This is a genomic window from Haemophilus parainfluenzae, from assembly GCF_003252755.1.
Taxonomy (GTDB): Bacteria; Pseudomonadota; Gammaproteobacteria; order Enterobacterales; family Pasteurellaceae; genus Haemophilus_D; species Haemophilus_D parainfluenzae_N.
In genome coordinates this window covers 289,244-305,838 of sequence record NZ_QEPT01000001.1, presented here as the reverse complement: position 1 = coordinate 305,838, position 16,595 = coordinate 289,244, and the positions used below count along the sequence as shown (strand labels likewise).

The following is a 16,595-nucleotide window of genomic DNA, read 5'->3' as shown; positions in this document are numbered from 1 at the left end:
ACAATGAATTTAAAAGCCACTTCGCCACTCGCTGAGTGGCTTTCTTATTTGGAAAACAGTCACTTCAAAGCGATTGATTTGGGGCTAGAGCGTATTAAGTCAGTGGCAGAAGAATTGGATCTTTTGAATCCCACGTCTTATGTGATCACGGTAGGGGGCACAAATGGTAAAGGCACGACTTGCCGTTTGCTTGAAACCATTTTGTTAAATCACGGCTTGCGTGTGGGTGTGTATTCTTCCCCCCATTTATTACGTTATAACGAACGTGTTCGTATTCAAAATCAAGACTTGCCGGATGAAATGCATACCGCTTCTTTTGATTTTATCGAAAATCATAAAACTCAGTCTCTTACTTATTTTGAATTTAGCACGTTGTCGGCTTTGCATTTATTCAAACAAGCGAAACTTGATGTTGTGATTCTTGAGGTAGGGCTTGGTGGGCGTTTGGACGCAACCAATATTGTCGATAATGATCTGGCCGTTATCACCAGTATTGATATTGATCATACGGATTTTCTAGGTTCAACACGTGAAGAAATTAGCTTTGAAAAAGCAGGTATTTTCCGTGCAAACAAACCGGTTGTGATTGGCGAACCCAATGTTCCGCAACCTATGTTAGAACAAGTGGAGGAATTACATTGCTACGTTTCACGTCGAGATGTTAATTGGTCGTTTAAAGCCAATGAGCAAACTTGGATGTGGCAGAGCAACAAAGTGCGGTTAGAAAATTTGCCGTTTTGCCAAATTCCATTAGCCAATGCAGCAACCGCTTTGGCGGCTGTTGAGCAATTACCTTTTGATATTTCTGTCGAGACCATTAAACGTTCATTAATTGAAGTGGAATTAGTGGGGCGCTTTCAACAATTGAAAGGCAATCAGTTAGAAAAACTGGCAGCCCGCTTGAATGTCCCTTATTCACAGTTGCCAAAAGTGATCATCGATGTGGGGCATAACCCTCATGCAGCAAAATATTTAGCCAAAAAATTGACTTCACTTAAAGCACAGATTTCAGGTCGTATCATTGCAGTTTGCGGTATGCTGAAAGATAAAGATGCGGAGTCGGTATTTACTCAACTTACTTCTGTTATTGACCAATGGTATTGTGTCACATTAGGTGGTTACCGTGGTCAATCTGGCGATGACCTAAATGCAAAATTAAAAACAGTTTGCCCATCAGAAAAAAGTGTTTCTGAAGATTCTGTAGCTAAAGGTGTACAAAGTGCGGTTAAAAATGCCGATAAAAATGACATTGTGCTGATATTTGGATCTTTCCACACAGTGGGAGAGTTTTTGGAATATTTAGCATAATGAAAAATAATAAAGGCTGGTTTTGACCAGCCTTTTGTTTTTAAAGTATTTTGTGAAAGTAATCCCTTAATTCAGAGTATTCGAATGTAAATCCGCAATCTAACAAATGTTTGGGATAGGCGTTTTGGCTATCTAAAAGAATACAAGCACGTTCACCTAGAAGAGTGGTGAGTAAAAATTGAGGCACTTGAGCAAAACAAGGCCGATGTAATGCTTGACCTAATAATTGGTTGAATGTCTTGTTTTTAACAGGATGTGGTGCAGTAAAATTAAATGCACCTTCACAATCATTATGGTCAAGTAAGAAGAGCAGTCCTTTTACCATATCCTCTAATGCGATCCAGCTCCAATATTGCTCGCCATTCCCTAATTTGCCACCTAATCCGAAGCGATAGAGCGGAAGGATTTTTGCAAAAGCCCCGCCTTTTGGAGAAAGCGCTAATCCCGTTCTGACTAAACAGACTCTTGTGTTAGCTTGTTTTGCTGCATTTTCCCAATCAATACAAAGCTGTGCAGTAAATTGAGTACTTGGATTTGTGTCTTCGGTAAGTATATCTTCGCCACCGTTTCCATAAATTCCCGTTGCTGAACCTGAAATCAAGACTGGAGGATGTTCACTTTGATTAATAAGTTGAACAAGCTGCTGTGTTAAATCAATACGGCTATGACGCAGTTTCTCTTTTTGTTGAACTGTCCATCTTTTATCGAAGATTGGCTCACCGGCAAGATTAATGACCGCATCAAATTCATTTAAGTCTTTGAGTGTTGAAAGTGCGGTCAAAAATTTCGGTGTTTTTTCAGGAAAAACAGCTTGGGCTTTTTCAATCGAGCGAGTTAATACGGTAATGCTATCGCCACGTGAAAGTAGCGATTCAACCAAGGGTTTCCCAACAAATCCGGTTCCACCGGTCACTAAGATATTCATTATAGATTGCTTTCAAAGAGCGTTTGAATTTGTCCTAAAAGCGATTTGATGGTTGTGTCTTTTGTTGGTGTTACAAAAATGGTGTCATCTCCCGCAATCGTGCCTAAAATGCCTTCTGGTTTACCAATGGAATCCAATAAGCGGGCAATCAACTGCGCGGCACCTGGAGAGGTTTTAATGACGATAACGAAATCATTGTGATCAATATCCAAAACCAAATTTTTTAATGGACTGCTGGTAGCGGGTACACTTAATTCACTTGGTAAGCAATACACCATTTCCATTTTCGTATTTCTCGCACGAACTGCACCAAATTTACTTAGCATGCGTGAAACTTTAGACTGGTTAATGCTTTGAAATCCTTGGTTTTTTAAGGCGTCAACAATTTCACTCTGAGAAGCAAATCGTTCTTGATGGAGCAGTTCTTTAAATGCTTTTGTTAATTGATCTGACATAGTTATTCTCGTATAGGGGAATTTGCATAAGAATTGCATAAAAATTCATTTTAAGCAATTAAAATAAACTTATCATTTGAAAAGTTTGAGCTAGATCGCATAATTGAATTTCTCTGTTTGTAATTTAATGGGCAAGACTTTAAAATCCTACCTAGTTAGGATTAATTAATACATAAGGAGTATTTTATGAAAATTGCAGTATTAGGCGCAGCAGGCGGTATTGGTCAAGCATTAGCCTTATTACTTAAATTACAATTACCCGCTGAAAGTGAATTAGCACTTTATGATATTGCACCAGTGACACCAGGTGTGGCTAAAGATGTGAGCCATATTCCAACAGCGGTGAAAGTAGAAGGTTTTGCGGGAGAAGATCCAACACCAGCCCTTAAAGGTGCTGATGTCGTTTTAATTTCTGCAGGGGTAGCACGTAAACCGGGTATGGATCGTTCAGATCTTTTCAACATCAATGCGGGGATCGTGCGTAACTTAATTGAACATGTTGCAAAAACTTGTCCAAAAGCTTGTGTAGGTATTATTACCAACCCTGTGAACACGACGGTTGCGATTGCTGCAGAAGTATTGAAAAAAGCGGGTGTTTATGACAAACGTAAATTATTCGGTGTCACCACTTTAGACGTGTTACGTTCTGAAACATTCGTATCTGAATTAAAAGGCTTAAATGTTTCTCGTACAAGCGTACCGGTAATTGGCGGCCACTCAGGTGTGACGATTCTTCCATTACTTTCACAAGTTCAATATGCTGAGTGGAAAGAAGAGGAAATTGCACCATTAACAAAACGTATCCAAAATGCAGGTACTGAAGTGGTTGAAGCAAAAGCAGGTGGCGGTTCTGCGACACTTTCTATGGCTCAAGCAGCAGCACGTTTTGCGCGTTCATTAGTGAAAGGCTTAAGTGGCGAAACTGTGGTTGAATGTACTTATGTAGAAGGTGATGGTAAATACGCACGTTTCTTCGCTCAACCAGTACGTTTAGGTAAAGAAGGTGTAGAAGAAATTTTACCAATCGGTACCTTAAGCAAATTTGAACAAGAAGCTTTAGAAGCAATGTTACCAACATTGCGTGCAGATATTGAATTAGGCGAAAAATTTATTAACGGTTAATTTAATTCTATTTCTAGAGAAGAGGAGCTGTATGCTCCTCTTTTTTTATACGAAAACGATTAAACATAAAAAAGTGAAGAAAAATCGTGATTTAGCTCACAAATTTGAACATTGCTATTTGCAATATAAAGGACTTTGCCGTATTCTTAAATCACTAAAAACAAGTGCTATTTTTAAATAGCCGACATCTATTTTGCTTTCCGAGTAGTGCCCCAGTGGGGCACTTTTTTTTGCCTTATTTTTAGTTGAAGCATAAAAAAGTGCGGTCAAAAAAACATTGGATTTTCTGACCGCACTTTTAAAATGAATACTAAGCGAAAGAATTATTCAAACATTGCTGAAATAGATTCTTCATTGCTGATACGACGAATTGCTTCAGCAAGCATAGTTGAAAGAGTCAGCACGCGTACTTTACCAAGTGCTTTCATTTCAGGTGAAAGTGGCACAGTATCCGTTACCACGATTTCATCAATGGCATCGCTCGCTAAATGTTGTGCAGCTGCGCCAGAGAATACGGCGTGAGTTGCGTAAGCAAATACGCGTTTTGCACCACGTTCTTTTAATGCTTCAGCCGCTTTACATAATGTACCACCTGTATCAATCATGTCATCCACAAGGATACAATCACGATCTGCAACATCCCCGATAATATGCATAACTTGTGATACGTTTGCTCGTGGACGACGTTTATCGATAATCGCCATCTCTGTATCATTTAATAATTTCGCAACTGCACGAGCACGAACAACACCACCGATATCTGGAGAAACAACGATAGGATTGACAAGATCCGTTTTCTTCAAGATGTCATCAAGTAAAACAGGTGAACCGAATACGTTATCAACCGGTACATCAAAGAAACCTTGGATTTGCTCTGCGTGTAAGTCACAAGTTAATACGCGGTCAATCCCTACAGTTGAAAGTAAATCTGCTACCACTTTTGCTGTGATTGGAACACGAGCAGAACGCACACGACGATCTTGACGAGCATAACCAAAATAAGGAACAACGGCAGTAATACGGCCGGCAGATGCACGACGTAAAGCATCAACCATTACAATTAATTCCATCAGGTTGTCATTCGTTGGTGCACAAGTGGATTGAATAATAAACACGTCTGCACCACGCACATTTTCATTAATTTGCACTTGGATTTCACCATCGCTAAAGCGTCCAACAGTGGCATCGCCTAATGAAATGTAAAGACGTTCAGAAATCTTTTTTGCTAGCTCAGGTGTAGCATTTCCTGCAAAGAGTTTAATGTCTGGCATTTTATATAACCTCAGGTTGAGAATGGATAAATTGGTTGGTTGAGAGTCGTTTTAGCATTGTATGTAAAGGAGAAGTGTTCAATCCTTTAGCTACAAAGCCAAACAATTCTTTCGGTTTTTTTTGTAAAACAGTTTTTGCTGATTTTTCATCATTAAATTCAGCAAAAACACAAGATCCGGTTCCGGTTAATCTGGCTGGTGCATATTGTAGCAACCATAGTAGGGCTTTTTCAACTTCAGGATATTGAGTTAGCACGACTTTTTCGCAATCGTTTGCAAACGGTTGATTCAAAAGTTCGGCAAGGGATCTTTTTTCTGTATTGCGAGGCAAATCGGGATCGCTAAAGACCACCGCAGTAGAAATCGCAGGTTCAGGTTTTAGTACCACATAATATTTTTCTTGTGGTTCACTGTATTGGATTTTTTCACCTACGCCTTCTGCAAAAGCGGCTTGGCCATGAATAAAGATGGGTACATCAGCCCCGAGTTTTAGTCCGAGTTCAGCAAGTTCATCAATGGATAAATGGGTTTGCCATAAATAGTTTAAAGCGAGCAGAGTCGTTGCCGCATTGGATGAACCACCCCCAATACCACCGCCTATTGGCAAAATTTTATCTAAATGAATTGTGGCACCGAGCGTACAGCCTGTTTTTTCTTGTAGTAGTGTCGCTGCACGATAGATTAAATTTTGCTCTAGAGGTAAGTCTGGAATTTCAGGCGTGATACAGATTTGTTTATCTTGGCGAATATCAATGGTGAGCCAATCGCCAAAATCGAGAAATTGGAAAAGCGTTTGTAATTCGTGGTAGCCGTTTGGCAGTTTACCGTTTATATAGAGAAATAAATTGAGTTTTGCGGGGCTTGGGAAGCGGTTAGGCTTTCCAAGAGAAGTTGAAAGTGCGGTCATAAAGTGATGTGTTTTCATTAGAACGCCCATTCATCCACACGAATTTTTAGGGTTTGCGATGTACTTTTATTCTTTAATAGAATATTTTCAGGCATCGAATTATCTGCATGATAACTTAAGTAATCGGCTGTCCACATCGAGCCATCAAGTGGGTAGCTAAATTCAGATAAAAGGTGATTCGTTCCAACTTGGTAATCGGCGTTATCCGCTGGCTGACCTTTTAACCAATAAGATAAATGCTCTAATGGTACATCCATTCCGATGATTTCACGTAGCAATAATTTGGCGTTTTTATCAGATTGCTGGTTGCCCTTATTATCCGAAATAGTCATGCCATTAGGATGCATCTCCATGGTTAGCGTTGTTTTGCTAATGAGAGAATAAAGTTTTAACTTATAGGCTTTCGGGTTTTGATATTGCCACTCAAAGCGACTAGAAAAACGCTCTTGTGGACTGATGTAACCAATTTGTCCTTTGGTGCTATAATATTGAATTTGTTTGATTTTTTTGAGGTGCTGTTGCCACGTAATATCGTTTTTATCGATATGTTGAACATCTGTTGGGCGCTCTGTATCAAGAGTACAAGCGGATAAGATCGCACTGGCAAGTACAGGCACGAGAAGCGATTTTAATAATTTCATAACAAAATATTTACTAAAAAATTGCACATATTGTAAGGGTTAGTTTACTTTTAGTAAAGCTTGATTAAGCGTTTAAGCGAGTTTTCTCCGCTTTCACCGCGGCAATTCTTCGACGCGTTAATTCATCTCGAATACCTTGTTTTTCAAAACCATCAGCAATGACTTGCTTTACATCAACAGCAAGAGCAGCTTGGTAGAGCGCTTTGAGATAATCAATTTGTGGATATTCTTTATTTTCAAATCCCGTTCGCCCGCGAGTATCAGATAAACATACCAATAAGAATTCTTCAAAGCGCTGAGGCTTGCGCCAAACGTCAAACGTATTAAAGAGTTTTACCACTGTTTCAGGACGAAGCTCTAAGGCTTTATGCACATGCGTGTGATATTCACAAGTTAATTCAGCTAATTCTTGAATATAATTAGGGATTCTAAAGCGTTTGCATAATGAACGAGTCGGTTTAATCCCGGCTTTTTCGTGACCATGATGACTTGGCCACATTTCTTTTGGGGTAAGGGCTTTTCCAAGATCATGACAAATCGCTGCAAAACGGACCGCACTTTTATTCAAATTGCTATTTTCAGTGAGTTTAACGGCTTGTTGCAATACGAGCATAGTATGAATAAAGCTGTCAATTTCAGGGTGGTATTTGGCTGGATTCGGTACCCCATCTAAGGCGGCAATCTCAGGGAAGAGTACTTTGAGGGCGCCGACTTGATGTAGTGTTTCAAAATAAATTTCAGGATGCGGTTCGTTTAATGCTTTTTCCGTTTCCATCCAAACACGCTCAGCCGTTAAGTGGGCGAGTTCACCTTGTTCAGAGAGTTCAGCCATTAATTTAAGGGTTTCTTCGGCAATAGAAAAACCTAAATGATGAAAGCGAGCCGCAAAGCGTGCAACACGTAATACACGCAGTGGATCTTCAGCAAAAGCAGGTGAAATATGACGTAAAATACGTTGATGAATATCCTCTACACCATGATAAGGATCGTGCAGCTTGCCATCTTTGTCTTGGGCAATGGCATTAATGGTGAGATCTCGACGAATTAAATCTTGTTCAAGCGTAATATCATCTGAAAAATCACAAATAAATCCGGTGTAACCTTTACCTGATTTTCGTTCTGTACGAGCAAGCGCATATTCTTCATGATTGGCAGGATTCAGAAAAACAGGGAAGTCTTTGCCGACTTGTTGATAACCTTGGGCTAACAACATTTCTGGTGTAGCACCCACGACAACCCAGTCACGATCTTTAATCGGTAAACCTAAAAGTTGATCACGTACAGCACCGCCGACAAGATAAATTTCCATTTTGCTCTCCCGTCAAAATATAAAGAAAAGGTAGGCAAATGCCTACCTCTACGATGAATCATTACCAGCTATCACGGCGTTTACGTCTAGGTAAAATGTGAGGTAATACAAGACCGATTAACAAACCTACGCCCAACACAGAACCGCCATAAATAAACCATTGAATCGCAATTTCACGTTTATTGGCATCAAGCATGGCTTCTAAATCACGATTTTTATTTTTCGTCATTTCTAATTCACGTTTAAGTTGTGAATTTTGCTCAAGCAATTCACTGCTTTGTTGTTCAGCTTGTTTGCTACGGCGTTGAATTTCGTTTATGCGTTGTTGCCAATCTGAATCGACACGATTTAGCTTTAACGTTAATTCTTGAACCTGTGCTTTTAATCTTGGATTTTCTTCACGGCTACTAGGGGTAGAACTTAGTTCAGAGGTTAAAATCCACGCCTCGCGATTTTTATTATCACGAATCAGGGTATATTTTCCTTGTTGTTCTAAGACTGTTACGGCTTCGCCAGACTGGATTGCACCCGCGATCTTAAACTGATCACCTGCACCACGGCGTAAATATGTGTTCAGATTTTCTGTCACATATTGCGTTTCAGCTTGAACTGTCCCAATGGTTGAGACCAGTAAAACACAAGAAAATAAAAGTTTGCTCACTTTTGACATAATACTTCCTAGATTCATGAAGAAAGTGCGGTCGGAAAATGAAATGAAAAATAACCGCACTTTTAATAATTATACTAGTGGAAAATCGCGCGAAGGATGTAGAAAATCACGATCGCAAAGAATGCACCCGCAGGTAAGGTCACAACCCATGAACTAATGATATTACGGATAACCGTTAAGTTAAGCGCTGCAATACCACGAGCGAAGCCAATACCTAAAATAGCCCCTACTAAAGTTTGTGTGGTGGAGATAGGTAGACCTGTACCTGATGCTACAACGACAGTCATCGCTGTTGCAAATTGCGCAGCAAAACCACGACTTGGGGTTAAATCTGTGATACCTGATCCAACGGTTGCCATCACTTTTTGCCCCATTGCGATAAGACCAATGGCGATACCTAATGCACCTAAAGGTAGAATCCACCAAGCTAAATCTCCACCGCTAATGATTTTTCCACCATTTTGCACGATTGATACCACGGAAGAAAGCGGACCAATTGCATTAGCAACGTCATTAGAACCATGTGCGAACGCCATAGCACAAGCAGTAAGAAGCATTAAGATACTAAAAATCTTTTCTACTGATCCGAATGAGCCTTTTCTTGCTTTTGCGGTAAAGGTTTTACTGCGGAAGTAGAAATGACAGAAAATCATACCAACAATACTGATGAGCAATGAAATAACGAGCGTTTCATTGTTGGAAAGATTTAAACCAACGTGCTTTAAACCTTTTGCCATGGTAACGATACAAAGTACGAATGCAGTAATCGCCATGTAGTAAGGGCCATATTTTTGTGCATTTTTCAGCGGTTCTTCGGTATCGAAAATGAGTTTCTGGATACTTGCAAAGATGGTATAGGCTAAAAGCCCAGCAATCACGGGGGTGATAAACCAACTTCCAACGATCCCACCGATGGTGGACCAGTCCACAGAACTTGGACCAATCGTAATACAAGCAAAACCAATTAAAGCCCCGATGATGGTGTGAGTACCTGAAACGGGCCAACCCATTTTGGTGGCGATAAACAACCAAGCACCTGATGCAAAGAGAGCAGAAAGCATCCCTAATGCCAATACGTCTGGCATGTCGACAAATTGAGTGGGGTCGATCACTCCACTTTTGATGGTTTCAGTTACTTCTCCGCCGGCCAAATAAGCCCCGGCAGATTCAAAGATAAGGGCAATAATGATCGCTTGTTTGGCGGTAATCGTTCCCGAACCAACCGAGGTGCCCATTGAGTTTGATACGTCGTTGGCACCAATACCAAATGCCATAAAAAAACCGAATGCCGCGGTAATTAAGACTAACCACGTGCCGTATGCATTAATAATTTCCATAGTGATTTCCTATGTTGTAGTTAATGTCGTCAAAATTAGGAACGGGCTAGCATTAATTCAATGCGAGATCCAACACGTTGAGCTTGATCGGCTAATACGCCTACCCATTCGATGATTTTATATAAGAACATTACATCAATAGGGTTATAACGGCTTTCAATTGTGTATAGCATTTTGCGTAATTTTATTTGCATTTGATCCGTATCATCTTCGATAGAATCTAATTCTTGGATCATGGTATTCACTAATTTCAGTTCACGGCCTTTGAAACCGGTTTCAAGTAGTTTATCCATTTCTTCAATCACTAAATGAGCTTGATGAATAGAATCTAAACTACGTTTCACATAGTGCAAAAATTCTTCCTGCATTTCTTCAGGAATACCAAACTGGCGACCAATCATACGACCCGCAATATCTTTAGCATAGTTAGCTAATTTGTCTTGTTGGGTGACTAACTCAAGTAAATCGGTACGATCAATAGGTAAAAATAAACCGCGAGGCAATTTCAAACGGATTTCGCGTTTTAAACTATCTGCTTCACGTTCACATTGAGAAATATCTAGGCGTGTTTTTTCCGCATCATCCCATTGTTTTACAAAGGTATGTTGGAAGAATGGAATTAATAAATCACAACATTCAGTCACTTTGTCAGAATGTTTCTGCAGTGGTTTTAAAGGAGAATGGGCAAATAATCCGAGAATATTATTCATTGCCATAGGTGTTTTACTCCATAACAAGGGTTAAAATTTCGGTTGCATATTACCTGATTTTATAAGGAAATACACGAAAAAGATCTTGATTTGTATAAAAATATCTGTATATTTAAACAGTTAAAAATAATAAGGAAAAATAAAATGAGTAATGAAGTTGAATTAAAGCTTGCAGTTACCTCTGATGCTTTCGATACCTTAAAAACACATCTAAATCAATTCAAAATCTTAGAACAAAATACTGTCTTCTTAGGAAATACTTATTTCGATTATCTTGATCATTTTTTGGCGAAACAAAAAATGGGATTGCGTGTTCGTCGAGAAAATAATGATTTCACACTCACTTTAAAAACAGACGGAAAAGTGGTTGGCGGATTGCATAGCCGTCCAGAATACAATTTATCTATACCTGATAATTCCGTACCCACAACGGAACAATTAACCTCATTGTATCCATTTGAAAACTTACCTTCCGCTACATTACAACCGATTTTCTCAACAGATTTTAACCGCACTTTTTGGTTAATTGCGTTTGGTGCATCAAAAATTGAAGTGGCTTTTGATCAAGGGAAGATTCTGTCTGGGGAGAAAACACAGCCTATCTGTGAAATTGAATTTGAATTAAAAGAAGGGCTTGTTTCAGATCTTTTCCATTTTGTCTCACTTTTACCTTTTGAACAGGATGTTTATTTTAGTTCAGCAAGCAAAGCAAAACGCGGCTATCAATTAGGTAGCAAACCACTTTTAATTGATTGGCTAAACAAATGGCGTGATTTCTTAAAAGAGGAACGTGAGGGAAGTGCGGTAGATTCTCGCCAGAAATTGAGTGCGGTCATGAAAATGGAACAACAATTAATTGAAGAAACGCTTTCATTCCCAACGGATGTGTTTGCTTTCGATTTTATGAAGACCGTTGAACGTGTAGGCGCATTTTTCAATCTTTATCATTATTATGATGACCACAAAGCCCTGTTTGAAAAACTGGAAGAAAATCGATCATCTGAGTTATTAGCTAGTAATCAATTTTTCCTTAATAAAATAAAAGGCTTGATTACCTTTCATAGCGAAACAAAAGATAATGTTCAAACTATTGAAAAGTTAAAAGCATTACTAAAGAGTCGAGAGTATTTTGAAAGAATGCTTGGTTTAATGATGTTGATGGCGTAAAACGGGTTCTCTAAAGGATAGTAAAAATGGCAAAAGCTCCTAAAACCGCTTATGTATGTAATGATTGTGGCGCGGAATTTTCGCGCTGGCAAGGGCAATGTTCTGCCTGTAAAGCGTGGAATACGATTAGTGAAGTGCGGTTAATTTCAGCCTCAAATTCCACAAAAAATGATCGTTTTAGTGGTTATGCAGGAGAAACTCGCGCAAAAATCCAAACGCTTTCTGAAATTAGCTTACAAGAAACACCGCGTTTCACCAGTGGATTTAAAGAATTAGATCGCGTGTTAGGTGGCGGGATCGTGCCGGGGAGTGCCATTTTAATTGGTGGGCATCCTGGTGCGGGGAAAAGTACCTTGTTACTTCAAGTGATGTGTGGATTAGCAAAAAATATGACCGCACTTTATGTAACAGGGGAAGAGTCACTTCAACAAGTTGCCATGCGAGCTAATCGCTTGAATCTACCGACAGATAAATTAAATATGTTATCTGAAACATCGGTTGAGCAAATTTGTAATTTGGCGGATCAACTAAAACCGCAAATTATCGTAGTAGACTCGATTCAGGTTATGCATCTTTCGGATATTCAATCTTCTCCAGGAAGTGTGGCACAAGTGCGTGAATGTGCCTCTTTCCTGACTCGTTATGCGAAAACCCGACAGGTCGCTATCATTATGGTTGGACATGTCACTAAAGACGGCACCCTTGCGGGTCCGAAAGTATTGGAACATGCCATTGACTGTTCGTTATTGCTAGAAGGGGAGGCTGATTCCCGTTTCCGTACGTTACGTAGCCATAAAAACCGTTTTGGTGCAGTGAATGAGCTTGGGGTATTTGGTATGACAGAGCAAGGCTTGCGTGAGGTAAAAAATCCATCGGCGATTTTCTTAAGTCGGGGCGATGAACAAACACCAGGTAGCTCTGTGATGGTGCTGTGGGAAGGAACGCGTCCGCTTTTGGTGGAAATTCAAGCGTTGGTGGATCATTCCATGCTCGCTAATCCGCGTCGAGTTGCGGTGGGGTTAGAACAAAATCGTTTAGCCTTATTGCTTGCGGTATTGCATCGTCATGGTGGATTACAAATGTCGGATCAAGATGTTTTTGTGAATGTCGTTGGTGGGGTAAAAGTCGGGGAAACCGGAGCAGATCTTGCGTTATTACTTGCATTAATTTCCAGTTTCCGTAATCGACCATTACCACAAGATTTAGTTGTCTTTGGTGAAGTAGGTTTAGCGGGTGAAATTCGCCCGGTGACCAGTGGTCAAGAACGTATTAGTGAAGCGGCAAAACATGGCTTTAAACGTGCGATTGTGCCTTTCTCCAATAAACCCAAAAGTGCGGTCGAAAATATGGAAGTTTTTACGGTGAAAAAACTCGCCGATGCACTTGCCATTTTGGATAATTTCTAAAAAAACGTTGTCCTATTGTTGTCTGATTACTGAAAGTTTTTGATAAATTAGATAGAATATGCGCCGTACATAAGGAAAGGTTATGGAAAAGAAATTAAATAAAGCGTTGGATAGTATTGATATCAAAATCTTAAATGAATTACAACGCAACGGTAAAATCTCTAATATCGATTTATCAAAGAAAGTTGGGTTATCGCCAACACCTTGTTTAGAAAGGGTAAAACGCTTAGAAAAACAAGGTGTGATTATGGGCTATCGTGCATTATTAAATCCTGAATTACTGGATGCGCCTTTATTGGTGATCGTTGAGATTACGCTCGTGCGAGGTAAACCTGATGTTTTCGAAGAGTTTAATGCCGCGATTCAAGCACTTGATGAAATTCTTGAATGTCATTTGGTATCAGGTGATTTCGATTATTTACTCAAAACACGTGTAGCAGATATGGCCGCATATCGAAAATTATTGGGTACCACATTATTGCGCTTACCAGGTGTAAATGACACCCGAACTTATGTTGTAATGGAAGAAGTGAAACAAACTAATTATCTCGTACTAAAATAAAAATGATTAAACGAATTACAAAACGATTTACACCGAAACAATATTTAGCAGAATTATTACTCGGATTGACCGCACTTTTAGGTTTATATTTAATTGTGGCATGGTCAAGCTATACGCCATTAGATAACTCTTGGTCTACAGCAAGTTTTCAAACTGAAACCATTAATAAAGCTGGTGCTTTCGGTGCTTGGCTAATTGATGCGTTTTTTGTTTTCCTCGGCTATGTAGGTCATCTTATTCCGTTTGTCATTTTCATCGTACCGATTTATTTACTGAAAACCAAAGCGGTTCATTCTCTCTCGGCAACTCGAATTGCATTACGTTCCTTTGGCTTTATTGCTCTCATCGTGGGCTTAACCATGATGGCAACCTTGTTGCTTTCAAATACGAACTACTATCTAGCTGGTGGCGTGTTTGGGGGGAGTTTAGTGGTGAATTTATACCCTACGCTCGGTAAGTTTGGCTGTATTTTAGTGGGCTTTATCTGTGCAGTTGTGGGCTTTATTTTCTGTTCCGGTGCATCATTAATTCGTTTAATTGTGAAATTCTATCATTGGCTAACCATGAAAAATCAGCCTGCAGAAGAGGAGCATGCAGAGCATACTTCTGTAGATGATCTTGAACAAATTGTGATTGAGGCACCTCAACAACTCACTTTTTCTGATTCTCAATTGGAAACAGAATCAGCAGAAGATAAAAAAGAGGATGAGTCTGAAAATACCTTTATTAAGCCTGAGCAGCTAATTAATATCAGTGGTTTATCCTCACCGAGTGCTTCAGAGCCTGCAGATGTTGAAAAATTAGAAGATAAGTTTAAAGGTTTCACAGTTGAATCAGACAATTTACCGAATGTATCTATTTCTGCGGCTTCTTCTGTTGAATTACCGACAAAAGAAGATTTTTCAGCCACGTGGAAAAATCCGCAAGTGAATCATCAAAGTGTGGATGAGTCAGACGACATTTTTGAAGAAAATGTGATGCCAAAAGTGTCACTTAAAACACCTGAAAATACGACCGCACTTTATCCAACTTATGATGAATCTTTAGAATCAGAAAATGATGGTTTAGAAGATGAATTAGCACGTCAGTTTGCCGCACAAGAGCAAGCGCGTTTGCAAGAAATGGAAGTACGAGCAAAAGCTGCAAATGCTGAAGATGCATTAAAAGTGATCTTAAATGAACCGGCAGTTTCAGCACCTAAAGAGCGTGAAATTCATATTGAGAATGCAACTGAAACAACCTATAAGCCGTATTCTGATACGCTTATTCATCCAGCATTCCAACAACCAACGAATAAACGTGAAAAACCAACGACACCATTACCAAGTTTAGATCTACTTGAGCATCGTCCTACACAGGCTCAAGACATTACGCGTGAAGAAATTTTAGACACATCTGCACGCATAGAACAACAATTAAAAAATTTTAATGTCAAAGCAACGGTACAAGATGTATTAGTAGGACCAGTGGTCACTCGTTATGAGCTTGAATTACAACCGGGTGTAAAAGCATCAAAAGTCACAAGCATTGATACCGATTTAGCTCGAGCGTTAATGTTCCGCGCGATCCGTGTAGCAGAAGTGATTCCAGGCAAACCTTATATTGGTATTGAAACGCCAAATGCACACCGTCAAATAGTGCCATTGCGTGATGTGCTCGATAGTAATGAATTCCGTTCCTCAACATCATTGCTTTCAATGGCTTTGGGTAAAGATATTAGTGGAAAACCCGTTGTGGTTGATTTGGCTAAAATGCCTCACTTGCTTGTTGCAGGTTCAACAGGCTCGGGTAAATCTGTTGGTGTGAATACCATGATTTTAAGTTTGCTTTTTCGTGTGACACCGGATGAAGTGAAATTTATTATGATTGACCCGAAAGTGGTTGAACTTTCTATTTATAACGATATTCCACACTTGCTTACTCCTGTAGTGACGGATATGAAAAAAGCGGCGAATGCATTGCGTTGGTGCGTAGAAGAAATGGAACGTCGTTATCAATTATTGTCAGCCTTACGTGTGCGTAACATTGAAGGGTATAACGAAAAAATTGAAGAATATGAAAAACTCAATATGCCAATTCCAAATCCAATTTGGAAACCTGGTGATACAATGGATAAGATGCCGCCTCCATTAGAAAAATTGAGTTATATTGTCGTGATCGTTGATGAGTTTGCTGACTTAATGATGGTTGCAGGCAAACAAATTGAAGAGTTAATTGCTCGCTTAGCACAAAAAGCCCGTGCAATTGGTATTCACCTGATTTTAGCAACACAACGTCCTTCAGTAGATGTCATTACCGGGTTAATTAAAGCTAATATTCCAAGCCGTATTGCCTTTACTGTGGCAAGCAAAATTGACTCTAGAACGATTCTGGATCAGGGCGGAGCAGAAGCCTTATTGGGCCGTGGTGATATGTTATATTCAGGTCAAGGTTCTTCGGATCTTGTTCGAGTACACGGTGCCTTTATGAGTGATGATGAGGTGGCACGTGTAGCAGATGATTGGCGTGCACGTGGTAAACCAAATTATATTGATGGCATTTTAGATGGCGCGGATGATGAAGACTCAGGTGAGAAATCAACGACAAGTAGTGGCGATCTTGATGCATTATTTGATGACGTTGTTGAGTTTGTCTTAAGCACAGGCAATACATCGACTTCTTATGTTCAACGTAAATTTAGTGTTGGGTTTAACCGAGCAGCTCGAATTATGGATCAGCTGGAAGAACAAGGTATTTTAGGCCCAATGAAAAATGGAAAACGAGAAATTTTAGCTCGACGTTCCGAATATTAATTCTCTTAAGTTT

The 16,595-nt window shown here is 39.6% G+C and carries 15 protein-coding genes; 6 read left to right on the top strand and 9 right to left on the bottom strand.

Going from position 1 to position 16,595, the window contains the following annotated elements; translation table 11 throughout:
- Positions 1-3 precede the first annotated feature (3 nt).
- Positions 4-1,308 (top strand): bifunctional tetrahydrofolate synthase/dihydrofolate synthase, encoded by a 1,305-nt coding sequence (gene folC, locus DPV95_RS01495; RefSeq protein ID WP_111406592.1) that lies wholly within the window; start codon positions 4-6, stop codon positions 1,306-1,308.
- A gap of 40 nt (positions 1,309-1,348) precedes the next feature.
- Here folC and DPV95_RS01490 read toward each other — a convergent pair whose 3' ends face one another.
- Both DPV95_RS01490 and argR read right to left on the bottom strand, forming a co-directional pair.
- A complete protein-coding gene (locus tag DPV95_RS01490; protein ID WP_049381000.1) occupies positions 1,349-2,233 on the bottom strand; it encodes a TIGR01777 family oxidoreductase in 885 nt (294 codons plus the stop codon).
- Positions 2,233-2,688, bottom strand: a complete 456-nt coding sequence (gene argR, locus DPV95_RS01485) for a transcriptional regulator ArgR (RefSeq protein WP_005698809.1) — start codon at positions 2,686-2,688, stop codon at positions 2,233-2,235. The genes DPV95_RS01490 and argR overlap by 1 nt, the downstream gene beginning before the upstream one ends.
- A gap of 186 nt (positions 2,689-2,874) precedes the next feature.
- Between argR and mdh the strand changes: the two genes are divergently transcribed.
- Positions 2,875-3,810 carry a malate dehydrogenase gene (mdh, locus tag DPV95_RS01480; RefSeq protein ID WP_049380999.1) on the top strand — a complete coding sequence of 312 codons (936 nt, stop codon included), beginning with the start codon at positions 2,875-2,877 and terminating at the stop codon, positions 3,808-3,810.
- 323 nt (positions 3,811-4,133) lie between these two features.
- Here the strand turns inward: mdh and DPV95_RS01475 are convergent, their stop codons facing one another.
- From DPV95_RS01475 to DPV95_RS01445, 7 genes are all read right to left on the bottom strand, one after another.
- Positions 4,134-5,081 carry a ribose-phosphate pyrophosphokinase gene (locus DPV95_RS01475; protein WP_005698775.1) on the bottom strand — a complete coding sequence of 316 codons (948 nt, stop codon included), beginning with the start codon at positions 5,079-5,081 and terminating at the stop codon, positions 4,134-4,136.
- 1 nt (position 5,082) lies between these two features.
- Positions 5,083-6,018 carry a 4-(cytidine 5'-diphospho)-2-C-methyl-D-erythritol kinase gene (ispE, locus tag DPV95_RS01470; protein ID WP_165818916.1) on the bottom strand — a complete coding sequence of 312 codons (936 nt, stop codon included), beginning with the start codon at positions 6,016-6,018 and terminating at the stop codon, positions 5,083-5,085.
- Positions 6,006-6,629 carry a lipoprotein insertase outer membrane protein LolB gene (gene lolB, locus DPV95_RS01465; protein WP_111406524.1) on the bottom strand — a complete coding sequence of 208 codons (624 nt, stop codon included), beginning with the start codon at positions 6,627-6,629 and terminating at the stop codon, positions 6,006-6,008. Before lolB ends, ispE begins: the two co-directional genes overlap by 13 nt.
- Before the next feature lie 64 nt (positions 6,630-6,693).
- Positions 6,694-7,938, bottom strand: a complete 1,245-nt coding sequence (locus tag DPV95_RS01460; protein ID WP_111406523.1) for a multifunctional CCA addition/repair protein — start codon at positions 7,936-7,938, stop codon at positions 6,694-6,696.
- A gap of 61 nt (positions 7,939-7,999) precedes the next feature.
- The gene (locus DPV95_RS01455) at positions 8,000-8,608 is read right to left on the bottom strand and encodes a TIGR04211 family SH3 domain-containing protein (RefSeq protein ID WP_049367427.1); all 609 of its coding nucleotides are present in this window, start codon (positions 8,606-8,608) and stop codon (positions 8,000-8,002) included.
- Positions 8,609-8,682: 74 nt separating this feature from the next.
- Entirely contained in the window at positions 8,683-9,945 is a 1,263-nt protein-coding gene (locus DPV95_RS01450) for an inorganic phosphate transporter (protein WP_049367428.1), read from the bottom strand.
- Between the two features lie 35 nt (positions 9,946-9,980).
- Positions 9,981-10,661, bottom strand: a complete 681-nt coding sequence (locus DPV95_RS01445) for a TIGR00153 family protein (protein WP_049367429.1) — start codon at positions 10,659-10,661, stop codon at positions 9,981-9,983.
- Between the two features lie 138 nt (positions 10,662-10,799).
- Between DPV95_RS01445 and DPV95_RS01440 the strand changes: the two genes are divergently transcribed.
- The 4 genes from DPV95_RS01440 to DPV95_RS01425 all read left to right on the top strand — a co-directional run bounded on the left by DPV95_RS01440 (position 10,800) and on the right by DPV95_RS01425 (position 16,582).
- Positions 10,800-11,822, top strand: coding sequence for a CYTH domain-containing protein (locus tag DPV95_RS01440; protein ID WP_049367430.1), 1,023 nt, complete (start codon positions 10,800-10,802; stop codon positions 11,820-11,822).
- 26 nt (positions 11,823-11,848) lie between these two features.
- Entirely contained in the window at positions 11,849-13,228 is a 1,380-nt protein-coding gene (radA, locus tag DPV95_RS01435; RefSeq protein WP_049367431.1) for a DNA repair protein RadA, read from the top strand.
- Between the two features lie 82 nt (positions 13,229-13,310).
- Complete coding sequence (gene lrp / locus DPV95_RS01430; RefSeq protein ID WP_005695827.1) at positions 13,311-13,790, top strand: leucine-responsive transcriptional regulator Lrp; 480 nt, start codon at positions 13,311-13,313, stop codon at positions 13,788-13,790.
- 2 nt (positions 13,791-13,792) lie between these two features.
- Positions 13,793-16,582 carry a DNA translocase FtsK gene (locus DPV95_RS01425; protein ID WP_049367432.1) on the top strand — a complete coding sequence of 930 codons (2,790 nt, stop codon included), beginning with the start codon at positions 13,793-13,795 and terminating at the stop codon, positions 16,580-16,582.
- The last annotated feature ends 13 nt before the right edge of the window (positions 16,583-16,595 follow it).